We start from the raw sequence: 12,889 nt of genomic DNA, 5'->3' as shown, positions 1-12,889 counted from the left end.
CACGCCTGTCTCCGATACCTCCACAACGATGTGTCCCGACTCATAGGCACAGGCAGGCAAACTCTTTACTCTTGGTGAACGTGCGATTCCTCGACGGGCAGACCCCGGCCACCGACCTCACCTATGGCGACGTGTTCCTCGTGCCGTCGCGCTCGGACGTCACGTCGCGGTTCGACGTCGACCTCTCGTCCGACGACGGCACCGGGACCACGATCCCCGTCGTCGTCGCGAACATGACCGCGGTGGCCGGCCGGCGTATGGCCGAGACGGTCGCGCGGCGCGGCGGCATCGCGATCATCCCGCAGGACGTCCCGGCCGACGTCGTGGCCGGTGTGGTCGCGGACGTCAAGGCCAAGGACCCCGTCATCGAGACGCCGGTGGTCGTCGCCCCGCAGGACACCGTGCACAGCGTGCTGACCCTGCTGGGCAAGCGCGCGCACGGCGCCGCCGTCGTGGTGCAGGACGACCGGCCCGTGGGGGTCGTGACGGAGTCGGACTGCGCCGACGTCGACCGGTTCACCCGGGTGTCCGAGGTGATGTCCGCCGAGCCCCTGCTCCTGGAGGCCGCCCTGCTGGACGGCCCGGGCGGGCTGGAGGCCGCGTTCGACGTGCTGCACTCCGCCCGGCTCGACCTCGCCCCCGTGGTCCGCGACGGCCTGCTGGCCGGGGTACTGACCCGCAAGGGCGCGCTGCGCTCCTCGATCTACTCCCCCGCGCTCGACGCGGCCGGCAGCCTGCGGATCGGCGCCGCCGTGGGCATCAACGGCGACGTCGCCGCCAAGGCCAAGGACCTGCTGGCCGCGGGCGTCGACGTGCTCGTGGTCGACACCGCCCACGGCCACCAGACCAAGATGCTCGCCGCGCTGGACGCGGTGCGGTCCGTGGACCCCACGGTGCCCGTCGTGGCCGGCAACGTGGTCACGGCCGACGGCGTGCGCGACCTCGTCGCCGCCGGCGCCGACATCCTCAAGGTCGGCGTGGGCCCCGGCGCCATGTGCACCACCCGCATGCAGACCGGCGTGGGGCGGCCGCAGTTCTCCGCCGTCCTGGAGTGCGCGGCCGCCGCGCGCGAGCTCGGCAAGCACGTCTGGGCCGACGGCGGCGTGCGCCACCCCCGCGACGTCGCCCTCGCGCTGGCCGCCGGCGCGTCGCAGGTCATGGTCGGCTCCTGGTTCGCCGGCACGTACGAGTCGCCGGGCGACCTGAAGGACGACGGCACGGGCCGGCTCTACAAGGACTCGTTCGGCATGGCCTCGGCCCGGGCCGTCGCGGCGCGCACCGCCGGCAACGGCTCGGCCTTCGCCCGGGCCCGCAAGGCGCTGTACGAGGAAGGCATCTCCACCGGCAAGATGTACCTCGACCCGGCCCGCCCCGGCGTCGAGGACCTGCTGGACGAGATCACCTCCGGCCTGCGGTCCTCGTGCACCTACGCCGGGGCCCGGTCGCTCGCCGAGTTCTCCGAGCGCGCCGTGGTCGGCATCCAGTCGGCCGCCGGCTACCAGGAGGGCATGCCGGTCGCGACGAGCTGGTGAGCCGGCCCGTCCGACGCCCTGCCCGACGAGCTAACCGACGACCACGAGCCGCCTCGTCGGGCGCGTCACCGCCACGTAGAGGTCGCGCTCCCCGCCCGGCCGGGCGGCCGTGATCCCGTCCGGGTCGGCGACCACGACGGCGTCGAACTCCAGGCCGCGCACCTGGGAGACGGGCACCACCCGGACCCGCGTGCCGTCCAGCGCCGCGGCGACCTCCGGCGCCCGTGCGTCCGCGGCGACGACGGCCACCAGGTCGTCGGGCGCCGCGGACGCCAGCGCGCCCGCCTCCCGCACGACGGCGGCGACCAGCTCGCCGGGCACCGCTGCGACGCGCCGGGGCACGTCCCCGTGCCGCACCGCGCGGGTGGGCGCCTGGTCCGGCGCGATCCGGGCGAGCAGCGGCGCCGCCACCTCCAGCACCTCGGCGGTGGTGCGGTAGCAGACGGTCAGGGTGCGCACGTCGGCGCGGCGGGCCAGGTCGGCGCCCAGGGCGTCGGCCCACGAGGCCGCCCCGGTCGCCGGCCCGGCCTGCGCCAGGTCGCCGACCACCGTCATCGAGCGGCCCGGGCACCGGCGCAGCACCGAGCGCCACTGCATCGCCGTCAGCTCCTGCGCCTCGTCCACCACCACGTGCCCGTAGATCCGGGCGGGCGGACCGTTGAGCAGGTGCTCGGCCTCGTCCAGCAGGGGCAGGTGGGCCGACGTCCAGGCGGCGGTGTCGCCGTCCGCCGCCGCGTCGTCGAGCGCGAGCCCGGCGTGCGTGAGCTCCGGGTGCGCGTCCAGCAGGTCCAGCACCACGTCCTGGGCCACCAGGTGCGGCCAGGCGGCCTCGACGGCCCGCTCCAGGGCGACGTCGTCGGCGAGCTCCGCCTGCAGCGCGCCCGGGTCCAGCTCGGCCACGGCGGCGGCGTGCCCGAACGCGCCGCCCTCGTCGGGGGCGAAGCCCAGCCGCGCCAGGTCCCCGGCCGCCGCCTTGTCGACGTTCACGCCGCCGGTGAGCACCTCGATGTCCTCGTCCAGCTTGGCGAGGAACACGCGGGCCCGCGCCTGGACCTCGTCGGCCACGAACTCCACGACGAGGTCCTTGAACAGCGCCCGGGCCTGGTTGTGCGGCAGGCCGGTGCCCCCGGCCGTCTCGCGCGCCTCGGCGAGCGCGTGCTCGTCCAGCGTGACCGGGTCGCCGTCGACCAGCACCGTCAGGGTGCCGGACGGCGCCTGGTAGTCCCGCACGATCTCGGCCAGCTCGTCGGCCCGCCGGACGTCGCCGGCGGCCCGGCGCAGCTCGTGGCCCGCGGCCGGGACACCGGTCAGGCCGAGCGCCTCGGCGACCAGGCGGTCGGCGGTGCTCATCGCCACGTCGTTCTCGCCGAGCGACGGCAGCACCTCCGCGATGTAGTCGAGGAACCGCGTGCCCGGGCCGAGCACGAGGACGCCGTCGGTCCGTGCCTCGTCGAAGCCCGCCAGGACGTACGCGGCGCGGTGCAGCGCGACCACGGTCTTGCCCGTGCCGGGGCCGCCCTCCACGACGGTCACGCCGCGGTGCGCGGAGCGGATGATCGCGTCCTGCTCGGCCTGGAGGGTGGCCACGACGTCGCGCATGCGGCCGGTGCGCCGGGCGCTGATGGCCTCCAGGAGCGGCCCGTCCCCGACGACGTCGTGCGGCCCCGGCTGAGTGCCGTCCAGGATCTCGTCGCTCACGCGGGCGACCTTGCGCCCGTCCAGGCCCAGGTGCCGGCGGCGGCGCAGACCCATCGGGTGGGCCGCCGTGGCGGCGTAGAACGGGCGCGCGGCCTCGGCCCGCCAGTCGACGAGGAGCTGGTCGTCGCCGTCGCTCAGCCCGGTGCGTCCGATGTGCAGCGTCCGGCCGTCGGCGCCGTCGATCCGGCCGAAGCAGAGGTGGTGCTCGGCGGCGCCCAGGGTGCGCGCACGCCGGCCCAGCATCGCCACGCGCACCTCGCGCGTGTAGGCCTCGGCCGGGTCGGTCGACGAGGCGCGCACGGCGTCGTCGAGGTCCGCGCGCACACGCTCGGTCTCGCGGTCGAGCCGGGCGTACAGGGCGTCGACGTACTGCTGCTCGGCGGACTGCTCGGTCTGGCGTGGCTGCACCGGGTCTCCTCGTTGTCGGAACCTGGTGTCAACGCGATCGTGCCGCAGAACGTTCCCGGGTCCGCACCGCGTCCGGGCGCGTCGCCGCCCAGGACTCCCGGTTCAGGACTCCCGTTCAGGACTCCCGGGCCCGCTGCCCGAACGTCCCCGAGGTGACCGTCGCCCACGACCTGCGCAGGATGTCCTCCAGCACAGCGAGGTCGACCTGCTCCAGGTCCCTCAGGTACAGGCAGCCGACGCCGGTGGTGTGCGGGCCGAGCCGGGCCAGCCGCGTGACGCGCTCCATGAGGTCGCGCAGCGTGCGCGCGTCGCGGCGGCGGACGGCAGGCGCCACGGCGTCGAGATAGGCGGTGGGGTCGCCGTCGGTCCAGGTGGTCGCCGTCCCGCCGGTATCGCGCTCCGTCCGGCTCGGCGTGCGGTCGGCGGCCGGCACCGCCGGTAGGGTGAACGACCCCGCGCCCTCACGGGCGAACCCGCACCAGCGAAGGAGTCCCCTGTGGTCGCCGCCGACCTCGACGTCACCGTCGGCCTCGCCAGGTCCCTCCTGCGGGAGCAGCATCCCGACCTCGCCGACCGGCCCCTGGACCTGGTCGCGAACGGCTGGGACAACGTGATGCTCCGGCTGGGCGAGGACCTCGCCCTGCGCCTGCCCCGGCGCGAGCTCGGGTCGCAGCTCATGCGCAACGAGCACCGGGTGCTGCCCCTGCTCGCGCCCCGGCTGCCCGTCGCCGTCCCGGACCCGGTCCGCGTCGGCGCGCCCAGCGCGGCGCTCGGCTACCCGTGGCCGTGGGCCGTGGTGCGGTGGGCCGACGGCGTCGCGGCCGCGACCGTCCCCGCGGCGCGGCGCACGCCCTGGGCCGAGCACCTGGCCCGCGTGTTCGTGGCGCTGCACCAGCCGGCGCCGGACGACGCCCCCGACAACCCCTTCCGCGGGGTCCCGGTCGCGACGCGGGACGCGGGCTTCCAGGAGCGCGTCGCGCTCCTGCCGGAGCGGGTCCGGCCCCGGGCGCGCGAGGTGTGGGCCGAGGCCCTGGCGGCGCCCGTGTTCGACGGCGCCCCCGTCTGGCTGCACGGCGACCCGCACCCGGCCAACCTCGTGGCCGACGGCGACCGTCTCTCGGCCGTCATCGACTTCGGGGACGTGACCAGCGGTGACCCGGCCTCGGACCTCGGCACCGTGTGGCTCACCTTCGACGCGGAGGGCCGCGAGCGCTTCCGGGCCGTGGTGGACGCCGAGGCGCGCGGCGGCCACGGCTGGGACGCCGGGACGTGGCGCCGGGCGAAGGGCTGGGCCGCGCTCTACACCGCGATCTGCTTCGCCTACCCCGACACCCACCCGGCCATGGTGGGCGTCGGGGAGCACGCGGTGGAGCAGCTCTTCGGCTGAGTGCTGGGGCTCCTCCCGGGTGTCAGTGGCTGCCGCTAGGTTCCTCGCATGACCTACGACCTCCCCTTCTTCGCCCTGCTCGACGGGACGCCCGAGGGCACCCCGTACCCCCAGCAGGTGCACGACCTCGGCCTGCTCCACGTCCCCTCGGGGCGCATCGAGGCGTCGGACCCGTACGTCACGCTCGGTGAAGGGCTGGTCGTCCGGGTCGAGCCGGGCTCCTACCCCGCGTTCGTGACCGTCGCCGACGTGTCCGAGGAGCGCGACGGCAGCCACCTGCGGGAGGCGTACCTGTCGCTCGTGCTGTCCGACGGCGGACCGGTCGCCGAGGTGCGGGGCGTCACACCGGAGGGCGCCGAGCCCGCGGACGACGGCGAGCACTACGGGGTGGGCGTGGACGCCGGCACGGTCGGGTTCGCGGACGCCGAGGCGATCGTCCGCTGCATGCCGCGGGAGGACGACTCGACCGACTGGTACGACCTGCTGTTCGACTCGGGCGAGCCCACGTCGTGGTTCGAGCTCATGGACAGCCCCGGCCACTACCGGGAGGGCAGCGCGAACATCACGATGCCGCTGGCCACCGCCGGCGAGAACGTGGTGCTCAGCCACTCCGGCTGGGGCGACGGCTTCTACCCCGTGGTCACCACGCACGCGGCCGACGGCACACTGCTCGGCGTGCACATCGACCTGCTGGTCGCCGGCCCCGACGACGAGGAGGCCGACGCCGAGGAGGCCGCCACGGAGCGGGCCACGGCCTGACGGGCGCCGCTCAGAACCGCACGGCCGTGGTGTTCGCCCCGCAGACCAGCACAGCGACCCGCTCGCCCGGCTCGGGCACGTAGACCCCGGACAGCAACGCGGCGAGCGCCGTCGCGCCGCCCGGCTCGGCCACGACGCGGGCCGCCTCCCAGAGGGAGAGCTGGGCCGAGGCGATCGCCTCGTCCGTGACCAGCACGGACTGCGCCACGAACTGCTGGGCCAACGGGAACATGAGCCCGCCCACCTGCTTCGGCGCGAGCGAGTCGGCGGCGATCCCCTCGGTGGGCGCGTCGACCGGCTCGCCCGCCGCGAGCGCCCGGTGCAGGGTGGGCGACCCCTCGGGCTCCACGGCCACGACCTTGACGTCGCCGCGGAACCAGGCGGCGATGCCGCCGATCAGCCCGCCGCCGCCCACGGCGACGAGCAGGGTGTCGAGGTCGGGGAGGTCCTGGGCGATCTCCAGGCCGAGGGTGCCCTGCCCGGTCAGCGTGGCCGGCTGGTCGTAGGCGTGCACGGTCATGGCCCCGGTGCCGGCGACGAACTCCTCGCTCGCGGCCAGCGCGTCGGCGTACCGGTCGCCGCCCACGACGAGCTTGGCGCCGTAGCCGCGGATGCGCTCGGCCTTGGCCGGGGAGGTCACGCTCGGCACGAAGATCGTCGCGGGGATCCCGAGCCGGGCCGCGGCGTAGGCGACGGCGGCGCCGTGGTTGCCGCCCGAGGCGGCGACCACGCCGGCGTCGGGCACGTCCCGGGTGAGCAGGCTGGTGAACGCGCCGCGCGCCTTGAACGAGCCGGAGTGCTGGAGGCACTCGAGCTTGAGCGCCACGGGCTGTGCGGGGCGGCCGAAGTCGGCGAGGTCGACCTCCAGCACGGGCGTGTGCCGCACGTGCGGGCGGATCAGCGTCTCTGCGGCGCGGATGGCGTCGCGGGTCACCTCGGTCATCGGGTCCTCCTCAGGTCTTCGAACACTCCTGCCAGCCGGCCGGCCAGTACGGGGTCGTGCCGTGCGGTCTCGTCACCGAGCGCCCGGACGGCCGCGTCGTGGGCTCTGCGCAGCTCGTCCGGCCGGGCGGCAGCCGCGCGCACCTGGGCGAGCGTCTCCAGCTCCGCGGCGGGCAGGTCGTCGACGCCGCGGCCCTGGTGGGGACTGAGCCCGTGCCGCAGGCAGGCGAGCGAGACGAGCTGTTCGCGCACGCCGTCGAGCATGGACACCGCCTGCCAGTGGCGTCCTCGGGCGATGGCGGACCGGGCGTGCAGCGCGTGCAGCCAGGCCATGCCGATCAGACGCCCGGGAACGGGCGGCGGCAGGTGCGCGGGCGGGTTGGTCTCGCCGAACAGGAGCCGGAATCCCGGTACGGTCTCGCGGAACCGCTCGTACGGCCAGAACGACACGTCCACCTGCAGCGAGCCCCTCAGCAGGAACACGCGGTAGAGCACGCCGTCGGCCACGACGTCGAGGTGGTGCACGGCCCCGTGGGTCGCGTACATCGTCTCGGTCCATCGCGCGGCGACGTCGGCCGGGTCGCCGTCGGCGGCGACGCGCAGCACCAGGTCGATGTCCGACCACTCGTCCTCGCGCCCGGTCGCGCCGCTGCCGACGAGTGCGGCGGCCGCGACGGCGGCGTCGGCTCGTGCGGCGGCCGCCAGCGTCCCGCGCAGGGCCTCGCGGATGTCGGTCGTGAACATCACGAGATGCCCAGCTCTCGGCCTCGGTCCCAGCCCTCGGTCCAGCCGAGCTGGTCGAACATCGCGTCCAGGATCCCTGCGGTGAAGCCCCACACGAGGTGCGTCAGGTCGCCGTCGTGCACGTGGAAGCCGGGGCCGCGCCAGGTCTGGTTGCCGCGGCGCAGCACGGTGGTGAACCGGTTGGCGGGGTCGAGCAGGTCGGCGACGGGGGCGCGGAAGACGTGCGCGGACTCGGCGACGTCGACCACGCGCACGGGCGTGGGGCGCGCCCACCAGCCGAGCACGGGCGTGACCACGTGGTTGCTGACGGGCATGGGCAGCTCGCCGAACGCGCCGAGCACCTCGACGCCGGACGCGTCCAGGCCGGTCTCCTCGACGGCCTCGCGCAGGGCCGCCGCGACGGCGTCCTCGCCGTCGTCGGCGCGGCCGCCCGGGAAGGCGACCTGCCCGGCGTGGCTGCGCAGCGTCGCGGCGCGGGCCAGCAGCAGGACGTCGAGGTCGGCGGGCACCGCCAGGTCGTGGTCGTCGCGGTCGGTGGCGAGGTCGTCGAGCACACCGAACAGCACGAGGACGGACGCCGGGCGCGCGCCACCGGTGAAGTCGCCGCGCGCGTACCGCCACGGACCCTCGAAGCCCTGCTCGGCGAGGGCGACCAGCTGCTTGCGCGCGGATGCGGAGGAGCTCACCGACCGACCTTAACCCCGGCCGCGCACCCTCCCGGACGAGCGGCGGAGGTACGGGTCACCAGAGGAAGGACCGGACCGCCGTCGCCACGGCCGACGGCCGCTCGCGGTGCACCGCGTGCCCGGCGCCGACCACGACGCGCGCCCGCACGCTCGGGTTGCGGATCATCAGCTCGACTCCGGTCCGGGGCTGGAACAGCGCGCCGCGGGCCGGGTCGGCGCCCAGCACGAGCGTCGGGACGGTCAGGCGGGTGACGACGGCGGTGTGCCGCCAGGGCGCGTTGTCGCGCAGGGTGTGCGCCACGGCCGCGGCGTCGGCGGCCTTCGCGGCGGCGGCGACGGCCGCCGCGTCCCGCCGGTCCCAGGCGGCGTGCGCGCCCTGGACCGACCGGGCCGACGGCGGGTTCGTCGCGTCCCGGATCTCCGCCTCGGCGACGGCCTCGAACCGGTCCTCCTCGACGTCGAGCGCGGGGTCGAGCAGCACGAGCCGGCGGGTGAACCGCCGGTCGGCGTCGGCGGCCAGCGCGCCGAGCAGGCCGCCGAGGCTGTGCCCCACCACGAGGTCCCAGCCCGAGCCCAGCGCTCGCACGTCGGCGACGTGGTCGGCGAGCAGGTAGGAGTCGGCGCGCGGGCTGCTCCCGTGCCCGCGCAGGTCCGGGGCCACCACCTCGTAGCCGTCGTCGGCGAGGGTCTCGGCGAGCCGCCACCAGGTGGCCCCGGCGGACACGATGCCGTGCAGGAGCAGCGCCCGCCCCGGGCCGGTGCCCCATCTCGTCGTGACGAGCTCGACGGCCGCGGGTGGTTGGGAGGTGCCGCCGGGAACTTCCTGCCACATCGCCATGAACAGAGGGTAACGACGGTATGTATACGGGTTTGAAACAATTGAACGTTTCTACCGCAATGTGGCGAGATCAGCGCCGCGCGCCACCAGCAGGGCCCGCGCGGCCGCCAGCGCCCGCTCGTAGACGGCGTCGTCGCGGAGCAGCAGGGACCGGTCGTTCGCCGCGTTCAGCAGGGCGTTGATCTCGAAGGCGACCTGGTCGGGGTCGGTGCCCGGGGCGAGCTCGCCCGCGTCGAGCGCCACCTGCGCCTGGTGCACCAGGTACGACTCCCAGGACCGCTGCGCCGCCACGACCGCGTCGTGTACGGCGCCGTCGCGCATGTCGAACTCGATCTCGACGGTGCGGAAGAAGCACCCACCCTGGAACACCCTCGCCCGCGAGTACTCGGTCCACGCCAGCACCAGCGCCCACAGGCGCGCGAGACCACGATCGGCCGTCCGCGCGCGGACGATGACGTGCTCGGTGTAGATCTCGGTCGCCCGCTCCACGGCGGCGAGCTGGAGCCTCTCCTTCGAGCCGAACAGGCCGGCGATCCCGCTCTTGTTCACCGGGACGGCCTCCGCCAGCGCGCCGAAGGACAGCGCGTCCAGCCCGCGGACGGACGCCTCCTGCACCGCGTGGTCCAGCACGGCGCGGCGCGTGCGGTCACCACGAAGGCGGCGCAGATCGGTCGGCTCGTTCACACAAGAGAGTGTACGACCGTTCGCTCATTCGATAGTGTGCGAACGTTCGTACAGATTATTCGCCGCCTCCCGGAGGTCCCCGTGCCCCAGACCCAGCGCGCAGCCCGCGCGATGTTCCGCACCCTCGCCCGCGTCGCGCCGCCGGCGGCCCTGGCGCTCGGTGCGGCCACCTACTGGCGGGTCGGGGCGCCGGCACCGGTCCGGCCCGCCGACCAGGCCGTCCACGACGCGGCACGGCGCACACCGCTCGAGCACCGCCCCACGTTCCGCCGCGGCCGGGACGGCCGTCTCGGCGTCGGCGGAACCATCACGGTGGCCACCTACGCCTGGGGCGACCCCGGTGCACCCGCGGTCCTGCTGGTCCACGGCTGGCGGTCCCGCGCGTCGGCGTTCGGGCGGATCATCGAGGACCTCACCGGAGCCGGGCTCCGGGTCGTCGCCTACGACGCGCCCGGCCACGGCGCCTCCGGCGGGCAGCGACGCACGGGGCTCGACGACCTGACCGTCATCCGCCGGCTGTCCGACGCCGAGAACGCACCGTGGGCCGACGTCGTCGGGCACTCGCTCGGGGTGCTCGCGGCGGGGATCGCGCTGCACGAGGGCGTGGAGACCGAGCGGTTCACGGCCGTCGCCGGCCTCACGTCGTTCCGCGTCGCGACCGACGGCTTCGTCCGCGGGTCCGGGATCCCCTGGGCGCTCCGCGACGGCTTCGCGACGACCGTCCAGCGGTACGGCCTGCCCGACCACCCGGACGTCTACGAGCGCTTCGACCTGCTGGCACATCCCGTCCCGGCCTCCGTACCCACCCTCTGGCTGCACGACGACGGGGACCGCGTGAACCCGCACCACCTGTCGGTCCAGCTCCACGAGGCGCATGCGGACTCGAGCGAGCTGTTCACCACCACCGGGCTGGGCCACAACAAGATCCTCGGCGACCGGGCGGTGAGATCGAGGATCCTCGACCATCTCGCGGCACCGGCGCGGACCGGCAGCGGGACCCACCGGCCACCGGCGCGGTGAACTCCGCGTGAACTCCTGCCGACATCACCAGTCGGATACCGGAAACCTTCCCTGACCTGCGACGACGTCGTACCCTGCTGTCCGGTTTATACCCATTTCAACCGGAGGTAGGACGACGATGGAGCACACGAGCGACGGCGCCCTCGCAGCGACGGTGGTCAGCGTCCTGGCGGCCCTCTGGTTCGCCTGGACCGTCCGGCACTCCGGGCCGTGGTCCCGGCTCATCCCCGTGGTGGGCGTCGTGCTCGCCGTCGCGGTCGCGGCGCTCGGTGTCCTGGCCGCGGTCCGCGCCTGGCCCGACGGCAGCGTGGTGACCGGCCGGGTCGTGAGCATCTACGTGGCGGCGCTCCTCGTGCACGGCGGCCTGACCCGGCTGTGCACCGGCATGATCGCGAGCAGGTACCGCAGGGCGCGGGCCGCCGCGAAGGACGCCGACAAGGCCGGAGTGACGACCGGGAAGTCCCGGCTGCACCTGATCCCGACGGTCGTGGCGGTGTCCACGGCGATCCAGGTGGGGGTCGTCGCGAACACCCTCGCCGTGCCGAACCTGTACCTCGGCGCCGCGGCCGGGCTCGCGGCCGCGGTCCTCGCCTGGCCGCTCGGCTGGATCCTGCGCGCGGTCACCCGGCCGCGCGGCCACCGTCCGACGGCGGCGCTCGCCCACCCGCTGACCGGCCTGCTGACCGGGGCCACCCTGGTCACGACGGCGGCCTGGCTGCTGCTCGCGCTCGACTGACCCCGCCCACCCCCGCCTGACCTCGCGCGACCCACCGGGATCTTTGCTTGGTCGCATAGACGAATCCTGTCACTGTTTGTCCATCTTTTGCTTGACAGTCGGCATAAGTCCTCCTATGTTCGAAAAGTCACCCGGTGGAGTACGTCCTGCCACGGGGGCGTGGCCGTCGTCGCCGACGACCACGTGACGCACCCCTGGAGGGAACGACGATGAGGTCCACCTTCGTGACAACGCTGTCACTCACCGCGTCGACGCGACGAGCTTCGCGCGCCTGAGCCAGTCCCCTCCCGCACTTCTGTCTCGCCGGGACGGCACTCCCGCCTGCCCGACGGTGTCGAACGGAGACCCATGCCCGAGAACAGCCCCGAGAACAGCACTGACGCCCCAACCCAGTCCGGCGGCGTGTCCCGTCGCTCGATCCTGACCGGTACCCTCGCCGGGCTCATGGCGCCGACGGCGGCGCTGGCGCTCGGCTCCGACTCGGCCGCCGCCGTGTCGTCGGCGGTCCTGGGCACGACCCGGCACATCACCGTGTACGCCGAGGCACTACCCGGGGGCCAGTACGGCTACGGGCTGACGCCCGGAAAGGCCACCATCCCCGGCCCCGTGCTGGAGATGTGGGAGGGCGACACCCTCCAGGTCGAGCTCGTGAACAACACCGACAAGCGCCTGTCGATCCACCCGCACGGCGTGGACTACGCGACCGACTCGGACGGCAGCCCCTTCAACGACTCGTTCAACGAGCCCGGCGAGACCCGCACCTACGTCTGGAAGAGCCACAAGCCGAAGCAGCGCGCCGACGGCACCTGGATGGCGGGCTCCGCGGGCTACTGGCACTACCACGACCACGCGATGGGCGGGGAGCACGGCACCCCCGGGCTGCGCGCGGGCCTGTACGGCGCCCTCGTGGTGCGGCGCCAGGGCGACACGTTGCCCGACCGTCAGCACACCGTCGTGTTCAACGACATGACGATCAACAACAAGGTCGCGCCCGACACCCCGATGCTCGAGGCGAACAAGGGCGAGAAGGTCGAGTTCATCGCGATCGGCCACGGGGACCAGCTCCACACGTTCCACGTGCACGCCCACCGCTGGGCGGACAACCGCACCGGCTACCTGACCGGCCCGGACGACCCCACCCGGGTGATCGACACCCGCGACCTCAACCCCGGCTCCTCGTTCGGGTTCCAGGTCGTGGCGGGCGAGGGCGTGGGCGCGGGCGCGTGGATGTACCACTGCCACGTCCAGTTCCACTCGGACGGCGGCATGGCCGGGATCTTCCTGGTGCGCAACGCCGACGGCAGCATGCCCGCCGGTGCCCAGGCGGCGATCGACCGGTTCCACGAGCACGGCGGCCACACGATGAGCGGCACGGCCACCACCGAGACCGACGGCGCGGCGGCCCATGCCGGCCACTGACCGCCCCGACTCCCCGTTCACGCGCAAAGGAGCAGT

At 74.5% G+C, this 12,889-nt stretch carries 13 protein-coding genes; 6 read left to right on the top strand and 7 right to left on the bottom strand.

From position 1 onward, the window contains the following. Positions 1-80: 80 nt before the first annotated feature. Positions 81-1,532: a GuaB1 family IMP dehydrogenase-related protein gene (locus tag QRN56_RS12400; protein WP_285103622.1), complete on the top strand. Its 1,452-nt coding sequence runs from the start codon at positions 81-83 to the stop codon at positions 1,530-1,532. Between the two features lie 30 nt (positions 1,533-1,562). On the opposite strand, the gene QRN56_RS12395 is transcribed toward QRN56_RS12400, so the two are convergent. Together QRN56_RS12395 and QRN56_RS12390 are read right to left on the bottom strand one after the other, a co-directional pair. Beyond that, complete coding sequence (locus QRN56_RS12395; protein ID WP_285103621.1) at positions 1,563-3,638, bottom strand: HelD family protein; 2,076 nt, start codon at positions 3,636-3,638, stop codon at positions 1,563-1,565. A gap of 115 nt (positions 3,639-3,753) precedes the next feature. Further along, complete coding sequence (locus tag QRN56_RS12390) at positions 3,754-4,071, bottom strand: hypothetical protein (RefSeq protein WP_502928791.1); 318 nt, start codon at positions 4,069-4,071, stop codon at positions 3,754-3,756. A gap of 63 nt (positions 4,072-4,134) precedes the next feature. Between QRN56_RS12390 and QRN56_RS12385 the strand changes: the two genes are divergently transcribed. Next, positions 4,135-5,025, top strand: a complete 891-nt coding sequence (locus tag QRN56_RS12385; protein WP_285103620.1) for an aminoglycoside phosphotransferase family protein — start codon at positions 4,135-4,137, stop codon at positions 5,023-5,025. Between the two features lie 48 nt (positions 5,026-5,073). Then, entirely contained in the window at positions 5,074-5,784 is a 711-nt protein-coding gene (locus tag QRN56_RS12380; protein WP_285103618.1) for a DUF4241 domain-containing protein, read from the top strand. Between the two features lie 10 nt (positions 5,785-5,794). Here QRN56_RS12380 and QRN56_RS12375 read toward each other — a convergent pair whose 3' ends face one another. The 5 genes from QRN56_RS12375 to QRN56_RS12355 are packed head-to-tail and all read right to left on the bottom strand — an operon-like array spanning position 5,795 to position 9,678. Continuing rightward, positions 5,795-6,727 (bottom strand): threonine/serine dehydratase, encoded by a 933-nt coding sequence (locus QRN56_RS12375; protein ID WP_285103616.1) that lies wholly within the window; start codon positions 6,725-6,727, stop codon positions 5,795-5,797. Further along, on the bottom strand, positions 6,724-7,470 hold the full coding sequence (locus QRN56_RS12370; protein WP_285103615.1) for a nucleotidyltransferase domain-containing protein: 747 nt from the start codon (positions 7,468-7,470) through the stop codon (positions 6,724-6,726). Before QRN56_RS12370 ends, QRN56_RS12375 begins: the two co-directional genes overlap by 4 nt. Next, positions 7,470-8,156, bottom strand: coding sequence for an NUDIX hydrolase (locus QRN56_RS12365; RefSeq protein ID WP_285103613.1), 687 nt, complete (start codon positions 8,154-8,156; stop codon positions 7,470-7,472). Before QRN56_RS12365 ends, QRN56_RS12370 begins: the two co-directional genes overlap by 1 nt. A 55-nt stretch (positions 8,157-8,211) precedes the next feature. Beyond that, positions 8,212-8,994 carry an alpha/beta fold hydrolase gene (locus QRN56_RS12360; RefSeq protein WP_285103611.1) on the bottom strand — a complete coding sequence of 261 codons (783 nt, stop codon included), beginning with the start codon at positions 8,992-8,994 and terminating at the stop codon, positions 8,212-8,214. Between the two features lie 51 nt (positions 8,995-9,045). Further along, positions 9,046-9,678 carry a TetR/AcrR family transcriptional regulator gene (locus QRN56_RS12355; protein WP_285103609.1) on the bottom strand — a complete coding sequence of 211 codons (633 nt, stop codon included), beginning with the start codon at positions 9,676-9,678 and terminating at the stop codon, positions 9,046-9,048. An 81-nt stretch (positions 9,679-9,759) separates the two neighbouring features. On the opposite strand from QRN56_RS12355, the gene QRN56_RS12350 reads away from it, so the two are divergent. The 3 genes from QRN56_RS12350 (at position 9,760) to QRN56_RS12340 (ending at position 12,853) form a co-directional block, all read left to right on the top strand. After that, positions 9,760-10,698: an alpha/beta hydrolase gene (locus QRN56_RS12350; protein WP_285103607.1), complete on the top strand. Its 939-nt coding sequence runs from the start codon at positions 9,760-9,762 to the stop codon at positions 10,696-10,698. A 118-nt stretch (positions 10,699-10,816) separates the two neighbouring features. Beyond that, complete coding sequence (locus tag QRN56_RS12345) at positions 10,817-11,434, top strand: hypothetical protein (RefSeq protein WP_285103605.1); 618 nt, start codon at positions 10,817-10,819, stop codon at positions 11,432-11,434. 348 nt (positions 11,435-11,782) lie between these two features. Next, a complete protein-coding gene (locus QRN56_RS12340; RefSeq protein ID WP_285103603.1) occupies positions 11,783-12,853 on the top strand; it encodes a multicopper oxidase domain-containing protein in 1,071 nt (356 codons plus the stop codon). The last annotated feature ends 36 nt before the right edge of the window (positions 12,854-12,889 follow it).

Source organism: Promicromonospora sp. MEB111 (assembly GCF_030209445.1).
In the GTDB taxonomy this organism is placed as follows: domain Bacteria; phylum Actinomycetota; class Actinomycetes; order Actinomycetales; family Cellulomonadaceae; genus Promicromonospora.
Note: the sequence above shows the minus strand (reverse complement) of the source record. Positions and strands in the feature narration are given on the sequence as shown.

What these genes read in the sequence shown, in the direction of transcription:
- QRN56_RS12380 (WP_285103618.1), top strand. Translation starts at nt 5,074, where the DNA reads ATGACCTACGACCTCCCCTTCTTCGCCCTGCTCGACGGGACGCCCGAG.
- QRN56_RS12375 (WP_285103616.1), bottom strand. Translation starts at nt 6,727, where the DNA reads ATGACCGAGGTGACCCGCGACGCCATCCGCGCCGCAGAGACGCTGATC.
- QRN56_RS12370 (WP_285103615.1), bottom strand. Translation starts at nt 7,470, where the DNA reads ATGTTCACGACCGACATCCGCGAGGCCCTGCGCGGGACGCTGGCGGCC.
- QRN56_RS12360 (WP_285103611.1), bottom strand. Translation starts at nt 8,994, where the DNA reads ATGGCGATGTGGCAGGAAGTTCCCGGCGGCACCTCCCAACCACCCGCG.
- QRN56_RS12345 (WP_285103605.1), top strand. Translation starts at nt 10,817, where the DNA reads ATGGAGCACACGAGCGACGGCGCCCTCGCAGCGACGGTGGTCAGCGTC.
- QRN56_RS12340 (WP_285103603.1), top strand. Translation starts at nt 11,783, where the DNA reads ATGCCCGAGAACAGCCCCGAGAACAGCACTGACGCCCCAACCCAGTCC.